Origin of the sequence: Bacillus sp. 007/AIA-02/001 (assembly GCF_004634455.1) — a bacterium.
Taxonomy (GTDB): domain Bacteria; phylum Bacillota; class Bacilli; order Bacillales; family Bacillaceae_G; genus Bacillus_A; species Bacillus_A cereus.
Window position 1 is genome coordinate 516485 of record NZ_SEIY01000002.1, and the last position, 25067, is coordinate 541551.

Genomic DNA, 25067 nt, shown 5'->3' on the forward strand with positions numbered 1-25067 from the left:
ATATTCCACCATCCTTTACTCAAAATATATTCAAAAAAAGAAGAGATATACAATAACTACTGTTGTATATCTCTTCTTTTACTGTTAGTTAATAGTGGAGTTTGCTTTTTCTTGCTTCGTGAAATAATCAATAATGCCCATTGCACTAATTTCTATATCTAGATGTAAAATATTATAAACGGAATGATCTGATGGAACGTTTAACTTTGTAAGATGAGAAGAGATTTTATCCATTAACAAAGTTTGTAAAGCTTTAGTCGCTTCATCGAAATCATTATACTTTTCAAAGACTTCCTTACCAGTCTGAACGAAAATAGGTAGCCAATGTTCCAGTTGATTGTATACTTCTGTAACATGAGAGGATGCGCCGTAATGACCGAAATAAATAGTATCTACATCCATACTTTGAATATGATTTTTAGAAGCAATCATCGCATCTGGTTGAAATTGTGAAGGGGACGTTGATGGTAGATACAGTTCTACACCAACGTTTGCGAGTTCTCTATAATAAATTCCAATTGTATCACCAGTGAAAATCCCGTTTGTTAATGAATCGTGAATGCTAATATGGTGCTTAGCATGCCCCGGTGTATCGTAAAATGTAAGGATACGTTCTTCGGCAATTTTTAACGTATCACCATGTTGTACAATACGAACACGTTCTTCTTCTATAGGAAGAATTGGATCAAAGAGTTTATCGAAATCTTCTTTGTAGACAGCTTTTGCACCTAAAATGAGTTTTGTTGGATCAATCATATGACGAGCACCACGAGAATGCACATATAACGTAGCATTTGGGCACTTCTCCATCATTAAACCAGCTGCGCCAGCGTGATCTAAATGCACATGTGTAACGATAATGTTTTTAACATCGTTTAAATCAATATGTAATTGTTGTAAGCCGTCTAAAATATACGGAAGAGAAGGGGCTGCACAAGTTTCAATTAAAGTAATATCGTCACCTAATAAAACGTACGTACCTGTTCGTTCATTATGCTGTAAATCGAAATCATCAATAAGATATAGGTGAGAAGATAATTGCTCTACTTTTTTCATATTTACCACTCCTTATATACTGCATGTTTCTATTATACGATAAAATAGAAAAAAGGCAGAAAACGAAGCTCGTCTTCTGCCTTTTTGTAATATTATTATTTCGTTTGTTGTTTATTAATAGACATAATGAACAGTCCAACAATCCCGCCTACTAATGGAAGCATAATTTCTCCTGCTAAATTAAAGTAGGAGCTTAAGAATAAACCATTTACATCGATTACCCAGCCAGTAACATACAATAACATCATATATAGTACGAAATAAAACTCGCGATTTGAAATCGTTTCATGTTGTGCAGTTTTCATAATGGACACCATCCTTTTCTTTTATAATGGAATATAAACTGTCACATTTTGTTCACATTTCAATTGTAAAACTTTCCATCATAAAAGTCTAGTAGTATGTGTCGAATTTTGAACGAAAATAAAGCGCTATCATTATATCTTATAAGTACGTAATAAGAGATGTATATTCACGAATGTAGTATAGTATAAACATAGAATGATAGTGAAGAGAGGGGCAAAGACAATGACAGTTTATGATTTTTCAGCTAAAACAATTACCGGTGAAGAAAAATCGTTAAAAGATTACGAAGGAAAAGCACTTCTTATTGTAAATGTAGCTAGTAAATGTGGTTTCACACCGCAATATAAAGGATTACAAGAGGTGTATGATAAATATAAAGACCAAGGACTTGAAATACTCGGATTCCCTTGTAACCAATTCGGCGGACAAGAACCAGGTACAGAAGCGGACATTACTAGTTTTTGTGAATTAAACTACGGTGTAAACTTTCCAATGTTTGCAAAGGTTGATGTGAAAGGTGATAAGGCTCATCCTTTATATACATACATGACAGAACAAGCACCAGGTTTACTCGGTATGAAAGCAGTGAAATGGAATTTTACGAAGTTTTTAATCGGAAAAGACGGGAAAGTAGTAGGGCGTTTTGCGCCGCAGACGAAGCCGGTAGATTTAGAGGTTGAGATTGAGAAGGTACTTGGAGAATAATTAGGAGTTTCACTTTATTAAAAAACGTCTCAAAGAACAATGTAGTTCTTTGAGACGTTTTCTTTAAACTCACATTTTCAAGATTAAATTACTGTATCAAAGCCATCTGATTTAGGTAGAGAAGCTGCTTTTTTCATAAGCACTTCCCATAAGTGTACGGATTTCTTCCATTCTGCTGCAACCTGCCCCTGTTTATACATAGCATTCTCATAACTGGCAGTAAGTTGTTGCATATCGGCCGAGTTGTAAAGTGTATCGATATGGAGAGCGTATTCTCGGAATGTTTGACTTTCACCCCGTGGCATGCCAATTCTCGCAAATTGTTTTAAAAGTGCACCGTAAGCTTTTTGATAAACAGCATCATCTTTTCGGTATTTATAGAAATGAATAATAAGAAATGTCCTCCATATCATTCTAGTGGTGAAGAGAATGTATCCCATAATACTAATTAGTATCGTAGAGAGGAATACGTACCACCAAGAAAAACTAGTTTGAGAATTTGTGACCTTTTTAGTAGAAGCTTCTTCTGTATTTTCTATTAAACTTTTAAGTTTTGCTTCATTATTTCGTTGTTGTATTTGCGTGTTATTAGAATTATTTGCTTCGCTATTTTGTGAAATAGGAGCAGGCGTATTATTTATAAAATTATAGGGATTAGTAAATCCTTTTGTTGGTTCGAATGGAATCCATCCGTATCCTGGGAAATATACTTCGACCCAAGAGTGTGCGTTATCGTTCGTGATTGTATAAACATCCTCACCTTCTGCAGAGGCAAGTGTATTGTCAAGAGTTCCTTCTGTATAGCCTTTTACCCAGCGAGCAGGAATCCCGGCAGAACGAAGTAGTACAATCATAGACGTCGAAAAATTATTACAGTAGCCGCTTTTTGTATCGAAAAGGAATTGATCTACATAATCTTGGCTTTTGGCAGGGAATAAGACATTCGTTGATTCGTATGTAAAAGAGTTGTCTGTAAAGTAATTTTCAATAGCTAATACTTTATCATATCGGTTGTCTTTATCATTTGTAAGATTGACAGCCAAGTCTTTTATGCGCTGTGGTAATGACTTGGGAAGTTGTGTGTACTTTGTCATAAAATAAGGATTTGTTTCTTGACCTTCATTTGTTTTTACAGCTTTCAAGTTTTCTATGGAAAACTCAGGGATCTCATATGTTACTTTATACGAATGTAAAGTAGTAGAAGAGTCTCCATTCATTGTATAAATTTTTTCTGAAAACGGGTCAACACTGTATGATACATCAGAAGCAGCCTCAACTGATACTAATCCTGCTGGATAGGTAAGGTGAGGGTAACTTTTTTGCATGGTAATTGTTGCCTCAGTCGTTTTCATTTTTGTATTTTGTTCGTACCAGCTTACGACGTCGTTTTTATTTTTAAAAGAAATCTTTTTCGGATTTTCAGAAATTTCCCAGCCTTTTCCTGTATAAAAATCTTTTGTTTCTACTCTCCAATATTGTTTGTTTTGCGTTCGTGCTGTGAAAACAATTGTAGGATCCGCCTTAAAAGGACCGCCTAATCGCGAGTCATCTAAACCATACCCAATTGTAGAAACTTTTTGCTCTTTACTTGCTTCAGATGTGTTGAATTTTAAAAAATCCATTGGGTTTGGCCATTGAGGGCCAAATTTTGGAGCAAAGTATGCAATGGTTGCTAATAATACGATAAATATTGTAAGTGGTCTAAGTAATTTTGAGATTTCTCTAGCATAATTTTGTAAGTGTTCACGTTCTTTTATTCGTTCTACTTGAAGAAGACTAAGCATAAAAAAGCCGATGACAACAGTACGAATAATAGCGTAGTTTGCATTGTATAAATGTAAGTTATGAAAAGTTGCGATATAAATAATAGTCAATACAAGGAATAGAAACCCACGTTTTTTATGAATAATCCAAAATGAAGTGAAAGAACTCAAAAACCAAAATGAGAGAAAAAATAAAACCGTCGGAAAAACTGGAGAAATATCTAGTAAATTCCCTTGGAAAAACAGGGAGGAATTTCGAAACATATCAGAAAAGAATGTTGTTAGCCAAGATGGATTTATAAAAGCATTTTTATAATATAGGGAATGAATGATAAATAAGACTGTGACAATTTTTATAGGAATCTGCCACCTCGTTTGAAAAAAAGAGAGAGCGAAGCAAATTCCTATAAATGTTACGAAAATATCTAATCTACCTACATTTGTAATACCTATAAGAGGTCTTAGCCATTCTAGTAAAAGAAGAAATACACATGCATGCATGAAGAATCTGTTCGTATCCCACTTGTATTTTGCTTGTAATAGCATCATTTGCTCACCTCAAAAAACACGTTTGTATACCGGTTTTCATAAACCGTGTTTACAAATATTTGTCGTTTTTTTAGAGTTTCTAGTATACTGAGTTCTCGGTGTGAAAGTTGATTCGCTTTTTCTTTCACGACAAAAACCATACATTTTCTATTTCTTATAGCAGCACAATCAGCCGCCTTTTGAATATCGGGAGAAAGATTACTGGTCACGAGTATAACCGTGACGGGCTCATAAATTTTTCTTAGTTCCATGTCTACACTCTGGGAGAGCGGAAATACACTGTCTGCTTGTACTTTTGCTAAATGACAAAGGATTTGTTGTAACTGCGTATCTCCATTGTCTAAAGGGAAAATAGTTTGTTCTTTTCCGATAGAAACGAATGATGCTGGTGAATTTTGTTTCAAGACAGCCCTTACGATAGAGGCAGTAAATGTGACGACTGATTCGAATAGAGGAGACTCGGTTCTGTCTATGAATATCATGATATTATGGCTGCGCTGTTGTTCAAACTCTTTTGTCATAATATTGTTTGTTCGTGCAGTTGCTTTCCAATCAATCCATGAAAAGCGATCACCAGGTTTATAGTCTCTGACACCGACAGAGATTGTAGAGTCTTTTGCTGAATTTATATTTGCTGAAAGCGCTCCTTGTTCGAAATGATTTTCCAATTGTCGATACGCTATATCTACATACTGGGGATAGACTAAAAATGTATTTGGAACTGAAAAAGTTGCTTCTTTCTCTATCATGCCGAATAAATCGCCGGTTTTGACACGTACGCTTGAAAAAGTGTGCTCGCCTCTAGGGATTGTGTCAATAACATATTGAAACGAAATATTTCGTTCCAATCCTGGGAAGAGTACTACCTTATTCATCTTTATTTGTTTACAACTTATAAATTGTGGTGGCAGTTCATCTTCTATAACTAAATAAAGTAAGGGAAAAGGAAATTTTCTTTTTATTGTAATCGTGCTTACAAATTGTTCTCCTACTACATATCCATTCTGGTTTGTTATTCGCTTTACTTCAGCGTCCCGTAAAGCGTAGAAGGGGAGTAGTAGCGAATAAAGAGCAATGGGAATTATGCTGTAAAACAAAAACCAACTGACAAACCCGCCTTGAAACATAGCGTACATAAATGTTAAGACTAGGCATAAAGGGAGTAGCGATAACTTCATAACGTGATATAGCGCTCGCAGCATTCGTTTCATCAAGGGTTCATCGCCCTTTGAGTAGGCACGGTAGTTCGTGCAACGATTTTTGCGATAACTTGTTCGCCAGTTATTCCTTCAAATTTTGCTTCCATTTTTAGAATGAGCCTATGCGCTAAAACGTAAGGAGCTAAAAGTTTAACATCGTCTGGAATAACATAATTTCTGCTATGGATAAATGCATAAGCTTGTGAAGCTTTCATTAAAGCAATTGAGCCACGTGGACTTGCACCTAGCTGTATAGAACTGTACGTACGAGTCTGATTAACAAGCTTTACAATGTAATGCTTAATTGCTTTGTCCATACTTACTACCCGTACGCTTTGTTGTAAATAAAGTAATTCTTCTATTGTAGTAATGGTCTGTAATTGAGAGAGTGGATTCGTTTTTTCCATCCGGTTTAAAATTTCAAATTCTTCCTCTGGTGTAGGATATCCCATTTTTAGTTTCAATAAGAAACGATCGAGTTGAGCTTCTGGTAGAGAATATGTTCCTTCATATTCGACCGGATTTTGTGTAGCCATGACAAAGAACGGCTTTGGTAAAGGTCTTGTAATACCATCTATTGTAATATTGCCTTCTTCCATACATTCAAGTAAAGCAGATTGTGTCTTTGGAGATGTACGATTAATTTCATCAGCAAGTACAAAATTCCCCATAATTGGTCCAGGCTTGAACTCAAATTGGAGCTCTTTCGGATTATAAATAGAAACTCCTGTTACATCTGACGGCAATAAATCAGGTGTAAATTGAATTCGCTTATAATCAGCATCAATGGATTTAGAAAGAGCACGTACTAGCATTGTTTTTCCGACACCAGGAACATCTTCTAATAGCACATGACCTTCAGCTAAGAGAGCTGTCAAAACTAAGATGGTTTCTTTTCGTTTTCCGACCATTATTTTTTCAATATTATTGATTATTTTTTCTACAGTGGGATGTAATGAATCAAGCTGGGGCATCGTAATCCTCCTAATGTTATTATCGTTTTCTAATCAATTTAGTGGACATATTTCTAATTCTATATGTAGACAGTAAAGGTCTACCTTAAATTCTGAGAATATTCAGATTATTTATTTCGATTACATCTAGTATAATTGTTTCCGTAACTAAGGGCAATACAGTAAATAATGATTTGTAGTTTTATGTAAAATCAGACTCGATATAAAATAATAACATTGGGAAAAATTTTTTTACATACAATTTATACTCTTTTCCTTATAGCAGTTTTGAAATAATATCAAAACTCTTTTTCTTTTGCAAAATAGTCGATACCTCAAAATACCATTCTCCTAATAATCACGATTAACCATAACCTTCACAACGGAACAAAAGGTTTTCTCACAAACTTATTCTCTAATAAATTTTTGACAATCTCTTGAACTGTGCGAAATGTCACATCTGTATTTTACAACCTCTCTTATAGTAAGGGTATGTAAGAGAGACGTATTAAAGGAGTGAACAGTATGAAGAAAAAAACTTCAGCACTAATGAGACGTTTAAAATATTTTTCACCAATAGATCGTTATAACGATAATCATACACAAGAAACATATGAAGATCGCGAATGGGAAAATGTGTACAGAAAGCGTTGGCAGCATGATAAAGTAATTCGTTCTACACACGGCGTGAACTGTACTGGTTCATGTAGCTGGAATATATATGTGAAAGATGGAATTGTAACTTGGGAAGGGCAGGAGCTTAACTATCCGACTACAGGTCCTGATATGCCAGATTTTGAACCGCGAGGATGCCCACGTGGAGCAAGTTTTTCTTGGTACATTTATAGTCCACTTCGTGTGAAATACCCGTATGTACGTGGTGTTCTTTGGAATATGTGGCAAGAAGAATTGCAAAATAACGAGTCACCATTAGAGGCTTGGAAAAGCATTGTGGAAAACCGTGAAAAGGCACGTACGTATAAGCAGGCGCGTGGTAAAGGGGGATTCATTCGTGCGAATTGGGATGAAGTATTACAACTCGTTTCAGCCTCTCTACTTTATACAGTAATTAAATACGGGCCAGATCGAAATGTTGGCTTTTCACCAATTCCAGCTATGTCGATGTTAAGTCATGCTGCTGGTAGTCGCTTTATGCAACTTATGGGTGGACCGATGCTTAGCTTCTATGATTGGTATGCGGATTTACCACCAGCTTCTCCTCAAATTTGGGGCGATCAAACAGATGTACCGGAAAGTAGTGACTGGTATAACTCTGGGTACATTATGACATGGGGTTCAAATGTACCAATGACGAGAACACCAGATGCACACTTTTTAGCAGAGGTTCGATATAAAGGAACGAAAGTCGTTTCTGTCAGTCCTGATTTCGCTGAATCAACAAAGTTTGCGGATGATTGGATTAGTGTGAAACAAGGTACAGACGGTGCACTTGCGATGGCAATGGGGCATGTAATCTTACAAGAATTTTACGTAGATAATCAAGTGGAATATTTCACAAAGTATGCGAAGCAATATACTGATTTTCCTTTCTTTGTCACATTGAAACAAAAAGGAGATCAATTCGTTGCTGATCGGTTCTTAAATGCTTCTGATATTGGACGAGAAACGAAGTTAGGGGAATGGAAACCTGTTCTTTGGAACGAGAATACGAATGATTTTGCAACACCTCACGGCACAATGGGGTCACGTTGGGATAATGAAAAGAAATGGAACTTGCGTTTAGAAGATGAAGAAACAGGTGAAAAGATTGATCCACGTCTTTCTTTACTTGGAATGGAGGATAGTGTTCAAACTGTACAAATTCCGTACTTCTCTGATGATGGAAACAAAATATTAGAACGTACGATTCCAGTGAAAAAGGTTATGACAGAAGAGGGCGAATTGTTCGTTACAACTGTATACGACTTAACGTTAGCAAATTACGGTGTGAACCGCGGGCTTGGCGGACAAGAACCGAAAGACTTCAATGATGACATACCGTTTACACCTGCATGGCAAGAGAAAATGACAGGAGTAAAACGTGAGCTTATTATTCAAATCGCTCGTGAGTTCGCACAAAATGCTGTTGATACGAATGGTCGCTCAATGATAATTGTCGGAGCGGGTATTAACCATTGGTTTAACTCTGATACGATTTATCGCGCCGTTTTAAATCTTGTTCTTCTCGTTGGAGCACAAGGTGTAAACGGCGGTGGTTGGGCTCATTATGTTGGTCAAGAAAAATTAAGACCAGCAGAAGGATGGCAAACAATCGCGATGGCAAAAGATTGGCAAGGTCCACCGAAATTACAAAACGGTACATCCTTCTTCTATTTCGTAACAGATCAATGGCGTTATGAAGATACACCTGTTGGACATTTAGCATCACCAGTTGAAGGTAACTCTCGTTATCAACATCACGGTGATTACAACGTATTAGCTGCACGACTTGGCTGGTTACCTTCTTATCCAACATTCGAGAAAAATGGAATTGAATTATATAAAGAGGCTGTTGCTGCTGGTGCAACAACGCAAGAAGAAATCGGAAAATATGTTGCACAAAAATTAAAAGAAAAAGAACTGAAATTTGCGATTGAAGATCCAGATAACAATAACAACTTCCCGCGCAATTTATTCGTATGGCGTGCGAATTTAATTTCGAGTTCTGGTAAAGGACATGAATATTTCTTAAAACATTTATTAGGTACAACAAACGGGTTAATGAATGACGACAGTGATTCATTACGACCAGAAGAAATAAAGTGGCATGAAGAAGCGCCAGAAGGGAAGCTTGATTTACTCATTAATTTAGATTTCCGTATGGCTGGAACAGCACTGTATTCTGATATCGTCTTACCTGCTTCAACTTGGTACGAAAAACACGATTTAAGCAGTACAGATATGCATCCATTTGTACATCCATTTAATCCGGCAATCGGTTCACCGTGGGAAGCGCGCTCTGACTGGGATATTTTCACTTCACTTTCTAAAGCTGTGTCAGATTTAGCGAAGAAAATTGATCTTGAACCAATGAAAGAAGTTGTTGCAACACCACTTCTTCATGATACACCGCAAGAATTAGCGCAACCACTTGGCAAGATTAAAGATTGGAGTAAAGGTGAATGTGAACCAATCCCGGGTAAAACGATGCCACAAATTCACGTTGTTGAAAGGGATTATAAAACGATTTATGACAAAATGACTGCGCTTGGACCAAATGCCGGAAAACAACCGATTGGTACGAAAGGGATCTCTTGGTCAGCAGAAAAAGAGTATGAGCAATTAAAGAGCAAATTAGGAGTCGTTCGAACGGATTCTATCGCGAAAGGTTGTCCAGACATCAAAGAAGCAATCAATGCTGCTGAAGCGGTATTAACACTATCTTCTACAACAAACGGTCATATGGCAGTAAAAGCATGGGAAGCACTTGAAAAACAAACAGATTTAAAACTACGTGATTTAGCAGAAGAACGTGAAGAAGAATGCTTTACATTCGAACAAATTACAGCACAACCGAAAACAGTAATTACTTCTCCGGCCTTTACAGGTTCAGAAAAAGGTGGACGACGTTACTCACCGTTTACAACAAATGTGGAACGTCTCATCCCTTGGAGAACGATAACTGGTCGACAATCTTTCTACTTAGACCATGACATGATGAAAGAATTTGGTGAAACGATGGCAACATTTAAACCAATTCTGCAACATAAACCGTTCCGTAAATCACGACCTGAAGTAGAAGGGAAAGAAATTACATTAAACTATTTAACACCGCATAATAAGTGGTCGATTCATAGTATGTACTTCGATTCATTACCGATGTTAACGCTATTTAGAGGTGGTCCAACTGTTTGGATGAATAAAGAGGACGCTGCTGAAGCGGGTGTTGCAGATAATGATTGGATTGAGTGCTTTAATCGTAACGGTGTTGTTGTAGCGCGTGCTGTTGTAACGCACCGTATACCGAGAGGAATGGCATTTATGCATCATGCGCAAGATCGTCACATTAACGTACCTGGTACGAAATTAACAAGTAATCGCGGGGGAACGCATAATAGTCCAACTCGAATTCACGTAAAACCGACACATATGATTGGTGGATATGGTCAATTAAGTTATGGATTTAACTATTATGGTCCAACTGGGAACCAGCGTGATTTAAATGTTGTAATCCGTAAACTGAAGGAGGTAGATTGGCTTGAAGATTAAAGCACAAGTCGGAATGGTAATGAACCTAGATAAATGCATCGGCTGTCATACTTGTAGCGTAACATGCAAAAACACCTGGACAAATCGTCCAGGTGCTGAATATATGTATTTCAATAACGTAGAAACGAAACCAGGTATTGGTTATCCGAAACAATGGGAAGATCAGGAGAAATATAAAGGCGGCTGGGAATTGAAAAATGGTGAAATTCAGCTAAAATCCGGTTCGAAAATGAAACGTCTTATGAATATTTTCCACAATCCAGATCAACCAACGATTGATGATTACTTTGAACCTTGGAACTATGATTATGAAACGTTAACAAATAGTCCGCAGCGTAAGCATCAGCCAGTTGCTCGTCCGAAATCAGCAATTACAGGCGAATTTATCGACAAAATTGAATGGGGTCCAAACTGGGAAGATGACTTAGCAGGCGGACATATAACTGGATTGCAAGATCCAAACGTAAAGAAAATGGAAGAAGAAATTAAAACAGATTTTGAAAACGTCTTTATGATGTATTTACCACGCATATGTGAACATTGTATGAATCCATCTTGCGTATCATCTTGTCCATCTGGTGCGATGTATAAGCGTGAAGAAGATGGAATTGTTCTTGTAGATCAAAATGCATGTCGCGCATGGAGATTCTGCGTATCATCTTGTCCATATAAAAAAGTGTATTTTAACTGGCAAACGAATAAAGCTGAAAAATGTACAATGTGCTTCCCACGTATTGAAGCTGGTATGCCAACAATTTGTTCAGAAACATGTGTAGGACGTATCAGGTATATTGGAGTAATGCTATATGACGCTGATAAAGTAAAAGAAGCAGCTTCTGTTGAAGACGAAAAAGATTTATATGAATCGCAGCTTACTGTTTTCCTAGATCCAAATGATCCAGAAATAGCAGCTGAAGCGAAAAAACAAGGCATTCCTGAAGAATGGATTAAAGCAGCACAACAGTCACCTATCTATAAAATGATTATCGATTGGAAAATTGCTCTGCCTCTTCACCCGGAGTATCGTACAATGCCGATGGTTTGGTATATCCCTCCGCTTAGCCCAATTATGAACATGGTGGAAGGGAAAGGTAGTAACTGGCAAGCAGAAGAGGTTTTCCCTGCAATTGATAATATGCGTATTCCAATTCAATATTTAGCGAATTTACTCACTACAGGGGATGAATCACACATTCGTCTTACATTGAAAAAAATGGCTGTTATGCGAACATATATGAGAGCACTGCAAATTAATAAAGAGCCAAATGAAGCTGTATTAAAAGAACTTGGTTTAACGAAACAGGATGTAGAAGATATGTATCGTCTTCTTGCCATTGCGAAATATAAAGATCGCTTCGTTATCCCGACATCTCACCGTGAACAAGTGGCAGATTTATATAGCGAACAAGGAAGCTGTGGTTTATCATTCACAGGTGGTCCAGGCTCTTGTATGACAATTTCTTAAATAAAGGGGGCAGAAAATTATGAGACAAAGTTTACAAACAGCTTTTTCTTGTTCTTCTTTTCTTCTCTCCTATCCTGAACTAGGGTGGAGAGAAGCTGTAACTGAATTGCAAGAAGAGGTTGAAACAATAGAACAGGAAGACGTTAAAGCGTCACTTACAGCCTTTATAAAGCAAGCGCTAGATAAAACGAATGATCAACTCATTGATAGTTACGTATATACATTCGATTTTGGTAAGAAAACAAATATGTATCTTACTTATATGAACACTGGTGAACAAAGAGAAAGAGGTATTGAATTACTGGAGTTAAAACAGCATTATAAAAAATCTGGTTTTGAAGTAACAGATAAAGAATTACCTGATTATTTACCGCTATTGCTTGAGTTCTTTGCAAATGCAAATGAGATAGACAGTGAACCAATTATGAGTAAATACACGGAGAATATACAAGCGTTACACGTTCAATTAAAAGAAGCAGACAGTATGTATGAACCAATTCTTGCGGCTGTTCTACTCGCTATCGAAACATGGGGTGTACAGACAAATTAGAAAGGAGAGTTGTTAAAATGATGGATCAATTTCTATGGGTATTGTTTCCCTATATCATTTTTGCAATCTTTATCGGTGGACATATTTTTAGATACAACTATGATCAATTTGGATGGACATCAAAATCTAGTGAACTATTAGAAAAGAAGATGCTCCGGGTCGGGAGTCTATTATTCCACTTTGGGATCATGTTCGTAATTGGCGGTCATGTTATGGGAATTTTAATTCCAGAAGCTGTATACCGTTCAATAGGTATCTCTGAGCATATGTATCATGTAGTAGCAATTAGTTTCGGACTTCCGGCAGGTGTTGCTTCTATTATCGGTTTAATTATATTAACGTACCGCCGCGTAACTGTAAAACGTATCATTGCAACGAGTACAAAGGGAGATTATATTGCGCTTATTTTATTACTTATCGTAATGCTAGCAGGGCTTTCTTCAACATTTTTAAATATCGATTCAAAAGGATTTGATTATCGTACAACGATTGGCCCTTGGTTCCGAAGTCTCTTTATTTTCCAACCGAAAGTTGAATATATGATGGAAGTACCAATATGGTTTAAAATTCACATTCTCGCAGGGATGGGGCTTTTCGCAGTGTGGCCATTTACAAGACTTGTACATGTATTTAGTGCCCCAATTAAATATGTAAGCCGTAGTTATGTGATTTACAGAAGACGTATTCTTAATGAGTTGAAAAAATAATACTGCTGTAAACGGATAGGAGCTAATGGTTAAAACGAAACGAGGTCTAATATGGAAGGCCTCGTTTTTGTTTACATAGGGAATAAACGTTAATAAGTAGTTTAAATTGAAAAAAGATTAGCATCTAAATAAGATGCTAATCAATGCTACAAACAGAAGCAGAGCAATCTTCACAAGCAATTTCACATTTTAAAAATTGTAAATCGTGGATTGTAATCTTTCCTTTATGAATTGAAATTGTACCTTGCTTTTTTAATTCATTTAACATTCGATTTACACTTTCACGTGAAGTTGCACAGAAATTAGCGAGTTCTTGATTCGTTAATGGTAAATCGATGAGAATACCATTTTCTTTTAATACACCGTAACTATTTGTCATTCGTATAAGAGTAGAGTACAGGGCACCTTTTTTGCCGTGTAATACTAAATCTCGGAACTTCGTTTGCATTCTTCTTAAATGTTCACTAATCCATTTCATAAATTCAAATACAAGAGCGGGTTTTTGGAGTAATGCTTTTTCTAACGCTTCACGTTTTATTACACCTACTTCAACATCTTCAAGACATTTTGAGTTTAATAAATATTTTGCATTATCCGTGAACAATGTTAATTCTCCAATAATGTCATATTCCGAACAAATTCGAAGTGTTAATTCTTGTCCGTCAGCACTAAGTTTACTAATTTGTACTTTCCCTGAGTGAATGATATAGAGTTCTGTTGCCTCCATACCTTCTTGAAAAATAAAACTACCTTTTTTTATCTGCATTTTATATTCAACAGATGCAAGTAATTCTTTTAAATCTTGAGATAATGTCATACTGTTTGCCACAGTGATCACCTTTCTTCTTATAAGCAATACATTTCCTATTTTGAGTGTAAGTATGATGAAAATGCAAGAGCTATTTAAAAATAAATTGAAATTTCAATGACCGTAAGGAGGAGTAGCTAAAGATGTGAACAAAATGCGAACAGATTTGTGAAAATTTTTTGAATGGGGAAAGTGATGTGAGAAAAGTCACATTGAATATGTAGCTTCTTTTTTATAATGAAGGCAAATAAAAAAATGAAAACTTACTAAGGATTGCAGCAGAAAAGAAGGGATATAGATGCACGAGAACATGAAAGATTCTTTAAAGCGGCCACTTCAAGATTTACGCATTTCAGTTATTGATCGTTGTAATTTTAGGTGCACATATTGTATGCCTGCTGAAGTGTTCGGACCTGATTATGCTTTTTTACAGGAAGAGTGTTTATTAACATTTAATGAAATAGAAAGGTTAGCTAGATTATTTATAAGTATGGGAGTTAATAAAATTAGGCTTACTGGCGGTGAACCTTTATTGCGTAAAGACTTACCGAAATTAATTGCAAGACTTACAAATCTAGAAGGCTTAAAAGACATTGGACTCACAACAAACGGAATTCATTTAGCAAAACAAGCTAAGGCGCTAAAAGACGCGGGATTAAAACGTGTAAATATTAGTTTAGATGCGATAGAGGACCATGTCTTCAAAAAAATTAACGGAAGAAATGTAAGTACAAAACCTGTACTGAAAGGAATAGAAGCAGCAAATGCTGCTGGATTAGAAGTAAAGGTAAATATGGTCGTAAAAAAAGGGATGAATGATAGTCAAATTCTTCATATGGCGCGTTATTTTAAAGAAAAAGAAATTCAGCTCCGTTTCATTGAGTTTATGGATGTAGGCAGTACAAACGGATGGAATTTTGAAGAAGTCATTACGAAGGAACAATTAATAGAGAAAATTAATCGTGTATATCCAATTGAGCCCGCTCAGCCTCGTTATTTTGGAGAGGTTGCGAAATTGTATCGATATGTAGGGAGTAATGCAGAAGTTGGATTTATTACTTCTGTTTCTGAGTCATTTTGTTCTTCTTGTACGAGAGCTCGTATTTCGGCAGACGGCAAGTTTTTCACATGCCTATTTGGAGCGAAAGGAACGGATTTGCGAACGCTTCTTCGAGAAAATATTTCTGATGCATCACTATTAAAAATTTTAAATGATACATGGCGATATAGAACAGATCGATATTCAGATGAAAGAACGGTTGAGAATACAAGTAAACGTCCAAAAGTTGAAATGTCTTACATTGGTGGATAGTGAAAGGAGGATTTCTTATGCAAGAGCGTTATTCAAGACAAGTGTTGTTTTCTGGAATTGGTGAAATGGGACAAAGAAAAATAAGAGAAAAGCATGTGCTCCTAATCGGTGCGGGTGCGCTAGGAGCTGCGAATGCAGAAGCACTTGCTAGGATGGGAATTGGGAAATTGACAATTGCTGATCGTGACTACGTCGAATGGAGTAATTTACAGCGGCAGCAGTTATATACAGAAGAAGATGCGCAGCAGTGTAAACTAAAAGCAATTGCAGCAGCAGAACATGTAAGAAAGATTAATTCTGAAGTGGAAATTGTACCAGTTGTAACAGATGTCACAATGCGAGAAATAGAAGAGTTAACAAAAGATGTGGATCTCATATTAGATGCGACTGACAATTTCGATACGCGTCTACTTATAAATGACATTTCACAAAAAGAAAATATACCTTGGATATATGGCGGATGTATTGGGAGTTACGGTGTAACGTATACAATTCTTCCTGGGAAAACACCATGTTTTCGCTGTCTAATGGATCATCCTATGGGCGGTGCAACATGCGATACAGCCGGAATCATTCAGCCAGCTGTACAAATGGTCGTTGCTCACCAAGTTACAGAGGCGATGAAAATATTGGTGGGTGATTATGAATCATTAAGAGGGACGATGTTGTCATTTGATATTTGGAACAATCAATATCTCTCATTAAAAGTAAATAGACAGAAGAAAAGTACATGTCCTTCTTGTGGGAAATCACGAACGTATCCAAGCTTAATATTTGAAGCGCAAATGAAAACGGAAGTGTTATGCGGACGGAATACAGTTCAAATCCGTTCAGGAATAAAGAGAAATCTTAATTTAACCGAAATTCAAAAACGATTACAAAAAAGTGTACATGTCAAAAAAACGCCTTACTTACTATCATTTCTAGTTGATGAATATCGTTTTGTTTTATTTATAGACGGTAGGGCATTTATTCATGGGACAAATGATGTGAAAATAGCAAAACGATTATACGCCAAATATATAGGATGAACAGAAAAATCGTTTTTTCCTTATTAAAACGAGGTGAAAAAGAATGTTAGATAAACGTATACCAATTCCAGTAGCAGAAGCAGTTGCTCGTGTAATGAAATATGCCTACCAAGGTGAAATGGAAAAGGTTTCTCTTATAGAAAGCTACGGTAGAACACTTGGAGAAGATGTTATTGCAGATCATGATGTTCCGCATTTTGATCGCTCTCCATACGACGGGTTTGCGATTCGAGCGGAAGATACAAAAGAAGCGAGTAGTAGTAACCCCATTCAATTTGAAGTAATTGGCGAAATTGGAGCAGGCTTTGTTTTTACAGAAGAAGTGAAAGAATTTCAAGCTGTCCGTATTATGACAGGTGCCGCAATTCCGGAAGGGTGTAATGCGGTTGTTATGTTAGAGCTAACGGAAGGATTTGAAGAAAACGAAAAGATTTATATGGTATTAAAACGCTCTTTCTCTTCTGGCGATAACATTTCTTTTAAAGGAGAAGATGTAAACCAAAATAGCATCCTTGTGAAAAAAGGGACTGTTATTAATCCTGGAGTAGCAGCGCTTCTTGCTACGTTTGGTTATAGTTCCGTACATGTTATAAAACAGCCGGTTATTGGAATTGTAACAACAGGAAGCGAACTGCTTGAAGTACATGAACAATTAAAGCTAGGGAAGATTCGAAATAGTAACTCTTATATGATTGCTGCTCAAATTGAACGAGCCGGCGGAGTTGTACAGTATTATGGGCAATTCGCTGATGATTTAGAGACGTGTTATAACACTGTAAAAAAAGCGATGAAAGAAGTCGATATTTTAATTACAACTGGTGGCGTTTCGGTAGGAGATTATGACTATTTACCTGCTATTCATAAGAGGTTACAAGCTAATATACTTTTTAACAAAATAGCGATGCGACCAGGAAGTGTGACAACTGTAGCTGAGGTAGAAGGAAAACTACTATTTGGTTTATCTGGTAATCCTTCTGCTTGTTATGTCGGATGTGAGTTATATGTTCGACCAGTCATTGGAACATATTTGCATAGGAAAGATCCACACATTTATCGTGCAGAAGCAATTTTACAAAAAGACTTTTCGAAAGCAAATCCGTTTACTCGTTTTGTAAGAGGGAGAGTGGAATTTGTAGATGGTCAATTACAAGTTACACCAGTTGGTTTAGATAAATCTAGCGCAATTTCTTCACTTGCAGAAGCGAATGCATTTATCGTTTTGCCGGGGGGAACGAGAGGATTTGAAGCCGGAATAATCGTTTCGGTACTGTTATTAGAATCAAACGTCGGAAGTGAGTGGCCGTGGGATGAACCGCTTCGATCATATAAATAATAGAAAATAGATTGCTAACTTATACAAAGATAAGAGGTGCAAAATGACACATACGTATTATGAAGTAATTGATACACCTATTTCAATTGAGGAAGTTACAAACAAAGTAATTCGTCGTGAGTGTGGCGCAGTTACTACTTTCGTTGGTACTGTTAGAGAATTTACGAAAGGGCGTCGTACGCTACATTTAGAGTATGTAGCATATAAAACAATGGCAGAAAAACAACTTGAGAGAATTGGTACTGAAGTAGGAGAGAGGTGGCCTGGGACATTTGTCGCCATTACACATCGCATTGGTACATTACAAATTTCTGATCTTGCTGTTGTCGTCGCTGTTTCTACACCACATCGGAAAGCAGCCTATGAGGCGAACGAATATATTATGGAGCGTATAAAACAAATCGTTCCAATTTGGAAGAAAGAATTTTGGGAAGATGGTGAATCATGGGTTGGTGATCAGTTAGAGAATGTAGCATATGAGAATGGTGAGCCTGAAGAGGAGATGAGAATATGATTGAAGTACTATTATTTGCACATTTACAAGAAGAAGTAAGTAAGCCAGCATTACAAATCGATTGTGAAAATATTACAGTTGCTGAACTAAAGAAGGTACTCATTAAGAAATACAACGTAGCGATTTCAAATGAAATCATGGTGGCTATAAATGAAGAGTATGCAAATGAGAATGACATCATTCAAACTGGTGATACTGTGGCGATGATTCCGCCAGTAAGTGGTGGTTGATTCTTTTCGACCTAATCATGTTACGACGTGATTAGGCTGGAGAGAATGAATATAACTATGCATACATAGGAGGGAACAGGATGAAAAGTCCTAATTTTCAATTAAGTTTACAAACTTCTAATCTAATTATAGGTTTTATGGTATGGGTCATTTTATCATCATTAATGCCTTATATTAAAGTGGATATCCCATTAACTGCGGGGCAAATTTCTATGGTCACAGCAGTACCCGTTATTTTAGGTTCTGTTCTTCGCATTCCAATTGGTTATTGGACAAATCGTTTCGGAGCAAGAAAATTATTCTTTATTAGTTTTATTCTATTATTACTTCCTGTCTTTTATATTAGTGTTGCCAATTCTATGATGGATTTAATTATTGGTGGATTATTTGTAGGAATCGGTGGTGCTGTATTCTCTGTAGGAGTAACTTCTTTACCAAAATACTTTCCGAAAGAGAGTCATGGTTTTGTAAATGGTATTTACGGTGTCGGTAACGCCGGAACAGCAATTACTTCATTTTTAGCGCCTGTTATCGCAACTTCAGTTGGCTGGAGAACGACAGTACAATGTTATTTAGTTTTACTTGCAGCATTTGCACTTATGAACTTTTTATTAGGTGATCGTAGGGAGAAAAAGGTGAATACACCATTAATGGAACAAATAAAAGGTGTATATAAAAATGAGAAACTTTGGTTTTTATGTATCTTTTACTTTTTAACATTCGGATCATTTGTCGCATTTACAGTATACTTACCAAACTTTTTAGTATCTCACTTCGGATTAGAGAAAGTAGATGCTGGTATGCGAACTGCAGGATTCATCGTACTCGCAACAATTATGCGTCCGATTGGTGGTTGGCTCGGCGATAAGTTTAATCCATTTAAAATATTAATCTTCGTATTTATCGGTTTAACACTTTCAGGTATTATTTTATCATTCATGCCTAGTATGAACGTGTATACATTTGGTTGCTTACTAGTCGCATTTGGTGCAGGCATTGGTAATGGTACAATCTTTAAACTCGTTCCAATGTACTTCTCAGAACAAGCAGGTATTGTAAATGGACTCGTTTCAGCTTTAGGTGGACTAGGAGGGTTCTTCCCGCCCCTAATTTTAACATTACTATTCCAACTAACAGGCCATTATGCAATTGGATTTATGGCATTATCAGAAGTCGCACTTGCTTGTTTAATCATTACAGTGTGGATGTATAGTCAAGAAAAGCTGTTAGTGATGTTAAAGAATCATTAATAAGGAAAAAGAACCATCCCAAAGTATTTTGGGATGGTTCTTTTAGTAATAGGCTTCAACATGTTTTTATTGATCTCTCAATAAACGCTTATTTTCTATAAGAATGTGCTTTTAAAATGAAGATGTCAAAAGTTATTCAATTAAAGGGCAGATTAGTTAAGGAAATCTTAAATCTATTCTAAAGATCGAACTCATTTTTAGAATGCAAATATTTAATTGAATCGGGATGTTTAGATGAAAAAAATATAAGTCCACTCAAGATAAACAAGTATCAGGTGTGTTAGGTAGTTTAAGCGACAAGTATAGGATTGATGCAAGTATCCTTCGCATAGTAACTGCATTATCAGATTTTTTTAGGGCCAAATTTTTTGGTAAGGTTAATGGATATTGTGAAAAAGTATACTTAAAATAAAGAAGATAGTTTAGGTCAATAAGATAAAATTATGAATTTGTATAAATAATCCATAATTTTCTTTATGAGTTATATTTGGTATGTTAAAGAAAAGAGAGGAGAGGGGAAATGAAATAAGAATTTTTGATGCACATTTTCATATTATTGGTTTAAGTTTTCTGATTATTGAGAATTGAAGGGGTTTCCGACTAATTAAATGTGATTCATATTTAGTAAAGTGTTTAATCCAACTAAAATATATTTAGAATGAGGTTTTAAATGTTTGTTTTTATTATACTAGACGTAATATTACCAATATTAATATTAATGCTGATTGGTGCAATCTTACAAAGAAAGTTCCAATTTAACTTAAAGCAGCTTTCTACACTTATTACTTATTGCTTAATGCCAGCGGCTGTATTTGTGAATATATATGATATTCGTATAGAGACAGGTTTGTTGCTCCAAATAATATACTATTTAATGCTTTATAGTCTGAGTCTGATCATAGTAAGTCATTTCATTTCAAAAACATTAAAGTTAGAAAAAGGAGAAAGTGCAGCTCTAAAAAATAGCATTTCGTTAATGAATTCCGGTAATTATGGGTTACCAGTAAGTCAATTGATTTTCAGTCACAATCCAGTGGGGGTTTCCATTCAGATTTTTATTGTGATTTTCCAGAATCTTTTAACTTATTCATATGGGATATATAACTTACTATCAGCAACAAAAACAATCGGAGGTATTATTCAATCATTTCTAAGACTGCCTGTATTTCATGCGCTCGTATTAGGGGTTCTCTTTCAATCTTTTAAAATTCAAATACCTAATTCTATCTTGCTACCTCTTAATCAGCTTGCGAATGGTTTTGTTGCAATAGCACTCATATTGCTAGGGGCGCAATTATCCAACATTAAACTTAATTTTTTCCATCGAGTCATAACATGGGCTTTAATTGGAAGGTTACTGATGGGACCATTATTAGCACTTGCTGTAATATACATACTAAACATCGATGGTATTGTTGCACAATCGTTATTTATTGCAAGTTCTTTTCCTACTTCAAGAAATACATCAACCATTGCTATGGAATATCAAATAGAGCCTGAATTACATGCACAAATCGTTTTATTTTCAACAATTTTCAGCATTATTACAGTAACTGTCGTTATTTATTTATCATATATTTTGTTTTGAATATACGTGCAAAAACGAAAAGATTTGAGGCGGTAAATGATGGACAGAAGTCCTATAGATATGAGAAGAAAGCAGTCTTTCATATATTGGGTGTCGTTTACAATTGTACCATGTTTCAAAATCTAGTGACTTAATTCAAAAAAAGAAACTTATTAGGGTTTATTTCGTATGGAAATCTTTAAAGTATTTACATATAGACTTGCGAAAAAAAGACACAATCTCGCTTATAATTAAAGTTATATGAGCTTAGGGTGATAGCGATGGGGTGGGAGTGTCAAGTAAGAATTTTATGCATAATTGCCACTAAGGGAGATGATTAAAAGTTGAGTAAACAGAATATCAGCACAATAGTTTCAGGAGATTTGATTGTTACCCATCTAATTGGCCAGATTAATACAGAGGATGTGTATGAATGGTTTAATGATTTTGAGCAGGTTTGTCAGCAATTTATTTCTGAGGGTCGGAAATACAAATTGTTGGTGGATAGAAAAGGGTATACCCCAAATCATTTTTCTGTTCAAAAAGTATGGAAAGATAAGTTCTTCAATGAAACCATTTTGAATCATAGTAAGGCAATTGCATTTCTTCTTGAAGAAGGAGAGATACTGAAGTATTTGCAACAATCCAATACAAAAGAATCCGTGGAGTTTTTTGATGATTATGAACAAGCGCTAATTTGGTTGAATGAATATCCAATATAAAAACTGAATAGAAAGAGTTGCTCGTAATGTTACACTTGTCATGAAATTTATTTGTTTACAAGTTGCAAACACCATTTATTTTCTTCATAGATTGCTTGTGAAATAAAAGAACGGAACTACAACAAAAAGAACAAACGTCCCCTAAAAAACGTTTGTCCAAAGGTAATTACTATTTTAACTAAGAAATAGATTACAATTTATGTGTACGAGAAATCTTTTTTATAAGTTTAGGCAATATAGATGTTAGTTCTTGCTTCAAACGCTTCGTAAATGATGGATCTTTACCAGAAGTTGAAATAGTGACAACATATTCATTATTTCTTATAACGCCAGGTGTGTGAAAAGATGATTCTGTACCATCACTTACAACGTTAACCCACTGGAAATCATGAGCGGCCTGTTTGACCATCATATTTACAGCGTGTTGATTTGTAGCTGCATAAATAAGGTGAGCATCTTTAATATCATCATTACTAAAAGCTTTTTGCTTCCAAGTAATATAAGAAAGTTCCTTCATTTCCTCGCAAATTTCTGGACTGACAACAGTGACGAAAGCGCCTGTATCTTTTAATCCAGACGCTTTTCGATATGCAATTTTACCTCCACCAATGATAACAACCACTTTATTTTGTAGATTAAACATAAGAGGGTACATGTTATACATATATGCATTCCTCCATTCGTTCTAACAATGTTAGTTTCATATATGTATCAAACTGAAGACAGTTACAAGTCGTAACATGATTGTATTTTTTTGTATGCAATTCAATTTTTTGAAGTAATAATCCGGTAAAGAGAAGGTATGGCATGACATATACATGGGACGCAGTCGATGTTATATCCTTGAGCTCAACAGCAAAAGAGGGAGTTCCTTTCGTTAAAAAGGAACAGGATACTGGCATACCAAGTTTTCGTTCGATGGCTGCTCCGATTTGTTGTAACTCATGTATCGGTTGTGTATCACTACTGCCTCGTCCTACGAGTAAAATACTACTATTTTGCATTGGCATAGCTTCACGTATTCTTTTCACTACAAGTTCCACCATATGTGGATGTGTACTAAAAGGAGGTACAACTGAAAATGTTATTTGTGGATATTTCTTTTGTAGTTGTTCTATTTCAAAAGGAATATCACGTTTATAGTGAGCTGCTGCAAATAATAAAACAGGTACAATCATTATTTCAGTTGCGCCCTCTAGTAATGTTTCTGTAACTGCATCCGAAATGGTAGGTGTCGTTAGTTCTAGGAAAGCAATTTTTTGAATTCTTTCGTTACGTTCTTTTATAACAGATTGAACAAAATGAATGAATTGTTCATTACCTTCTTGTAGCCGGCTCCCATGCCCAACATATATAATTCCTTTCATCGCAGCACCAAATCTTTCTTCATAATCATGTTTTGTAATTGCTCATCTACATGATGAAATCCAACTTTATTCGCATAGTGTAAAGTTGGAACGTCGGTATACGAGAAAGGGAGAGTAAGGATATCGATAAAGCCAAGTCGTTTTATTTCTGATAAAAATGTATCAATTGAGGCACGCCCTTCAAACACAATGCTTCCCCATGAGAATTCAGAAAGCATACGAGAATGAACTTCATAGAAGCGATCGTCAATAGTATACGCATGAGTCATCATATAAGAACCGGCACCAATTTTTTCTTGAATAACAGCAATTCGGTTAATGTTTCGTCCTAAATAAATCGTTGAATTCGAAGAAAATTGCGCAGGTTTACTTAACAATCCATATTGCATGAGCTTTTCTTGAATAGAAAGATTCATATACTGAAGTTCTGCCTGTAAGGAACGAATATCTTTATGATATTTACTGCATGATTGCATTAAGATGTCTACACTGTCAGCGGAACAAAATACAAGACGATCAACGGTAAAAATCATATTGATTTGTTCAGAGGTTAATGTGTATTCTTTCTTTTTGAAAGTTGGAATTTGATATATTTCTGCACCGGACTCTTGTAACATTTGCTTTATTGCGCTTTTTTTATTTGTTGCAGATGCAAATAAAACTTTCTTGCCGTGCAATGGCTTGCGTTCTTTCCAAGAGATTTGATCCCGTAAGGAAACGACATCACCAACAATTGTCATAGAAGGATTAGAAATATTTTCGTTTTTGACAATAGAAACAATGGTAGACAGTGTCCCTGTGACAACGCGCTGTTTACCAGTTGTACCCCATTCAATGACTGCTACTGGCGTATCTTCTTTTTTTCCTGCTTGTAGTAAGTTTTCACAAATTGTAGGTAAGTTTTTTATACCCATGTAGTAGGCAATCGTGTCGCTATTGTAAGATGAATTATATTTTCCATGATCGGTTAAAGGACCTTTTGCATGTCCGGTTAATAAAGTGACACTATTACTGTAGTCACGGTGGGTGAGGGGAATACCTGCATAGATACTAGCGGCGATGCTAGATGTAATACCTGGTACAATTTCATATGGAATATTTGCTGATGCTAAAGTTTCTGCTTCTTCACCAACACGGCCAAAAATAGATGGATCTCCGCCTTTTAAGCGGACTATGATTTTTCCTTCTTTCGCAAATTGAAGGAGGTGTGCGTTAATCATTTCTTGACGCATAGTATGATTCTTTGGCATTTTTCCGCAATAAATAAGTTCACATGTTTCTTTTGTATAATTAAGAAAGGAAGGGTTTAATAAGCGGTCATATAAGACGATATCTGCACGATTTAAGCACTCTATCGCTTTTTTTGTAATAAGCCCTTCATCACCTGGTCCTGCACCAACTAAATATACATATCCGTTCATATTCGCACCTCGTCTATTTTTATTTAAAAGGAAGCCAGGGGAGGCTTCCT

At 35.9% G+C, this 25067-nt stretch carries 22 protein-coding genes and 1 pseudogene; 14 read left to right on the forward strand and 9 right to left on the reverse strand.

What is annotated here, in order from left to right:
• Nucleotides 1-84 precede the first annotated feature (84 nt).
• Nucleotides 85-1056: an MBL fold metallo-hydrolase gene (locus tag ES895_RS08095; protein ID WP_000754970.1), complete on the reverse strand. Its 972-nt coding sequence runs from the start codon at nucleotides 1054-1056 to the stop codon at nucleotides 85-87.
• A 95-nt stretch (nucleotides 1057-1151) separates the two neighbouring features.
• Nucleotides 1152-1361 (reverse strand): DUF3925 domain-containing protein, encoded by a 210-nt coding sequence (locus ES895_RS08100; protein WP_000844984.1) that lies wholly within the window; start codon nucleotides 1359-1361, stop codon nucleotides 1152-1154.
• 223 nt (nucleotides 1362-1584) lie between these two features.
• Between ES895_RS08100 and bsaA the strand changes: the two genes are divergently transcribed.
• Nucleotides 1585-2067: a glutathione peroxidase gene (gene bsaA, locus ES895_RS08105; RefSeq protein WP_000219434.1), complete on the forward strand. Its 483-nt coding sequence runs from the start codon at nucleotides 1585-1587 to the stop codon at nucleotides 2065-2067.
• Between the two features lie 83 nt (nucleotides 2068-2150).
• Here bsaA and ES895_RS08110 read toward each other — a convergent pair whose 3' ends face one another.
• The 3 genes from ES895_RS08110 to ES895_RS08120 are packed head-to-tail and all read right to left on the reverse strand — an operon-like array spanning nucleotide 2151 to nucleotide 6552.
• The gene (locus ES895_RS08110) at nucleotides 2151-4379 is read right to left on the reverse strand and encodes a transglutaminase TgpA family protein (RefSeq protein WP_002103009.1); all 2229 of its coding nucleotides are present in this window, start codon (nucleotides 4377-4379) and stop codon (nucleotides 2151-2153) included.
• The gene (locus tag ES895_RS08115) at nucleotides 4376-5590 is read right to left on the reverse strand and encodes a DUF58 domain-containing protein (protein ID WP_000827545.1); all 1215 of its coding nucleotides are present in this window, start codon (nucleotides 5588-5590) and stop codon (nucleotides 4376-4378) included. Before ES895_RS08115 ends, ES895_RS08110 begins: the two co-directional genes overlap by 4 nt.
• Nucleotides 5590-6552, reverse strand: a complete 963-nt coding sequence (locus ES895_RS08120) for an AAA family ATPase (RefSeq protein WP_001135817.1) — start codon at nucleotides 6550-6552, stop codon at nucleotides 5590-5592. Before ES895_RS08120 ends, ES895_RS08115 begins: the two co-directional genes overlap by 1 nt.
• Nucleotides 6553-7056: 504 nt before the next feature.
• On the opposite strand from ES895_RS08120, the gene ES895_RS08125 reads away from it, so the two are divergent.
• The 4 genes from ES895_RS08125 to narI are packed head-to-tail and all read left to right on the forward strand — an operon-like array spanning nucleotide 7057 to nucleotide 13462.
• A complete protein-coding gene (locus tag ES895_RS08125; RefSeq protein WP_000730780.1) occupies nucleotides 7057-10740 on the forward strand; it encodes a nitrate reductase subunit alpha in 3684 nt (1227 codons plus the stop codon).
• Nucleotides 10730-12205 carry a nitrate reductase subunit beta gene (gene narH / locus ES895_RS08130; protein WP_000692665.1) on the forward strand — a complete coding sequence of 492 codons (1476 nt, stop codon included), beginning with the start codon at nucleotides 10730-10732 and terminating at the stop codon, nucleotides 12203-12205. The genes ES895_RS08125 and narH overlap by 11 nt, the downstream gene beginning before the upstream one ends.
• 19 nt (nucleotides 12206-12224) lie before the next feature.
• Nucleotides 12225-12755 (forward strand): nitrate reductase molybdenum cofactor assembly chaperone, encoded by a 531-nt coding sequence (narJ, locus tag ES895_RS08135; RefSeq protein WP_001249923.1) that lies wholly within the window; start codon nucleotides 12225-12227, stop codon nucleotides 12753-12755.
• Nucleotides 12756-12772: 17 nt separating this feature from the next.
• A complete protein-coding gene (narI, locus tag ES895_RS08140; RefSeq protein ID WP_135238278.1) occupies nucleotides 12773-13462 on the forward strand; it encodes a respiratory nitrate reductase subunit gamma in 690 nt (229 codons plus the stop codon).
• A 136-nt stretch (nucleotides 13463-13598) separates the two neighbouring features.
• On the opposite strand, the gene ES895_RS08145 is transcribed toward narI, so the two are convergent.
• On the reverse strand, nucleotides 13599-14291 hold the full coding sequence (locus ES895_RS08145) for a Crp/Fnr family transcriptional regulator (RefSeq protein WP_000013866.1): 693 nt from the start codon (nucleotides 14289-14291) through the stop codon (nucleotides 13599-13601).
• Nucleotides 14292-14568: 277 nt separating this feature from the next.
• Here ES895_RS08145 and moaA point away from each other — a divergent pair, with 277 nt between their 5' ends.
• From moaA to ES895_RS08195, 9 genes and pseudogenes are all read left to right on the forward strand, one after another.
• Entirely contained in the window at nucleotides 14569-15582 is a 1014-nt protein-coding gene (gene moaA, locus ES895_RS08150) for a GTP 3',8-cyclase MoaA (RefSeq protein ID WP_000545029.1), read from the forward strand.
• A gap of 17 nt (nucleotides 15583-15599) precedes the next feature.
• Nucleotides 15600-16613, forward strand: a complete 1014-nt coding sequence (locus ES895_RS08155) for a molybdopterin-synthase adenylyltransferase MoeB (protein WP_001158126.1) — start codon at nucleotides 15600-15602, stop codon at nucleotides 16611-16613.
• A 43-nt stretch (nucleotides 16614-16656) separates the two neighbouring features.
• The gene (locus tag ES895_RS08160; protein WP_000884819.1) at nucleotides 16657-17946 is read left to right on the forward strand and encodes a molybdopterin molybdotransferase MoeA; all 1290 of its coding nucleotides are present in this window, start codon (nucleotides 16657-16659) and stop codon (nucleotides 17944-17946) included.
• A gap of 43 nt (nucleotides 17947-17989) precedes the next feature.
• On the forward strand, nucleotides 17990-18460 hold the full coding sequence (locus ES895_RS08165) for a molybdenum cofactor biosynthesis protein MoaE (RefSeq protein WP_000149980.1): 471 nt from the start codon (nucleotides 17990-17992) through the stop codon (nucleotides 18458-18460).
• On the forward strand, nucleotides 18457-18690 hold the full coding sequence (gene moaD / locus ES895_RS08170) for a molybdopterin converting factor subunit 1 (RefSeq protein WP_000573682.1): 234 nt from the start codon (nucleotides 18457-18459) through the stop codon (nucleotides 18688-18690). The genes ES895_RS08165 and moaD overlap by 4 nt, the downstream gene beginning before the upstream one ends.
• A gap of 80 nt (nucleotides 18691-18770) precedes the next feature.
• Nucleotides 18771-19940, forward strand: a complete 1170-nt coding sequence (narK, locus tag ES895_RS08175) for a nitrate transporter NarK (RefSeq protein ID WP_135238279.1) — start codon at nucleotides 18771-18773, stop codon at nucleotides 19938-19940.
• A 238-nt stretch (nucleotides 19941-20178) separates the two neighbouring features.
• Nucleotides 20179-20307, forward strand: a pseudogene (locus ES895_RS08180) (PspC domain-containing protein); the annotation flags it as partial.
• Nucleotides 20308-20610: 303 nt separating this feature from the next.
• Nucleotides 20611-21528: an AEC family transporter gene (locus tag ES895_RS08190; protein WP_000497500.1), complete on the forward strand. Its 918-nt coding sequence runs from the start codon at nucleotides 20611-20613 to the stop codon at nucleotides 21526-21528.
• 323 nt (nucleotides 21529-21851) lie between these two features.
• Complete coding sequence (locus ES895_RS08195; protein ID WP_000043362.1) at nucleotides 21852-22229, forward strand: STAS/SEC14 domain-containing protein; 378 nt, start codon at nucleotides 21852-21854, stop codon at nucleotides 22227-22229.
• Between the two features lie 190 nt (nucleotides 22230-22419).
• Here the strand turns inward: ES895_RS08195 and ES895_RS08200 are convergent, their stop codons facing one another.
• From ES895_RS08200 to ES895_RS08210, 3 genes are read right to left on the reverse strand one after another with little or no spacing between them, the layout of a single operon-like run.
• Nucleotides 22420-22893 carry a precorrin-2 dehydrogenase gene (locus ES895_RS08200; protein ID WP_000282595.1) on the reverse strand — a complete coding sequence of 158 codons (474 nt, stop codon included), beginning with the start codon at nucleotides 22891-22893 and terminating at the stop codon, nucleotides 22420-22422.
• Nucleotides 22886-23596 carry a sirohydrochlorin chelatase gene (locus tag ES895_RS08205; RefSeq protein WP_000676191.1) on the reverse strand — a complete coding sequence of 237 codons (711 nt, stop codon included), beginning with the start codon at nucleotides 23594-23596 and terminating at the stop codon, nucleotides 22886-22888. The genes ES895_RS08200 and ES895_RS08205 overlap by 8 nt, the downstream gene beginning before the upstream one ends.
• The gene (locus tag ES895_RS08210) at nucleotides 23593-25017 is read right to left on the reverse strand and encodes a uroporphyrin-III C-methyltransferase (protein WP_135238280.1); all 1425 of its coding nucleotides are present in this window, start codon (nucleotides 25015-25017) and stop codon (nucleotides 23593-23595) included. The genes ES895_RS08205 and ES895_RS08210 overlap by 4 nt, the downstream gene beginning before the upstream one ends.
• Nucleotides 25018-25067: the final 50 nt, after the last annotated feature.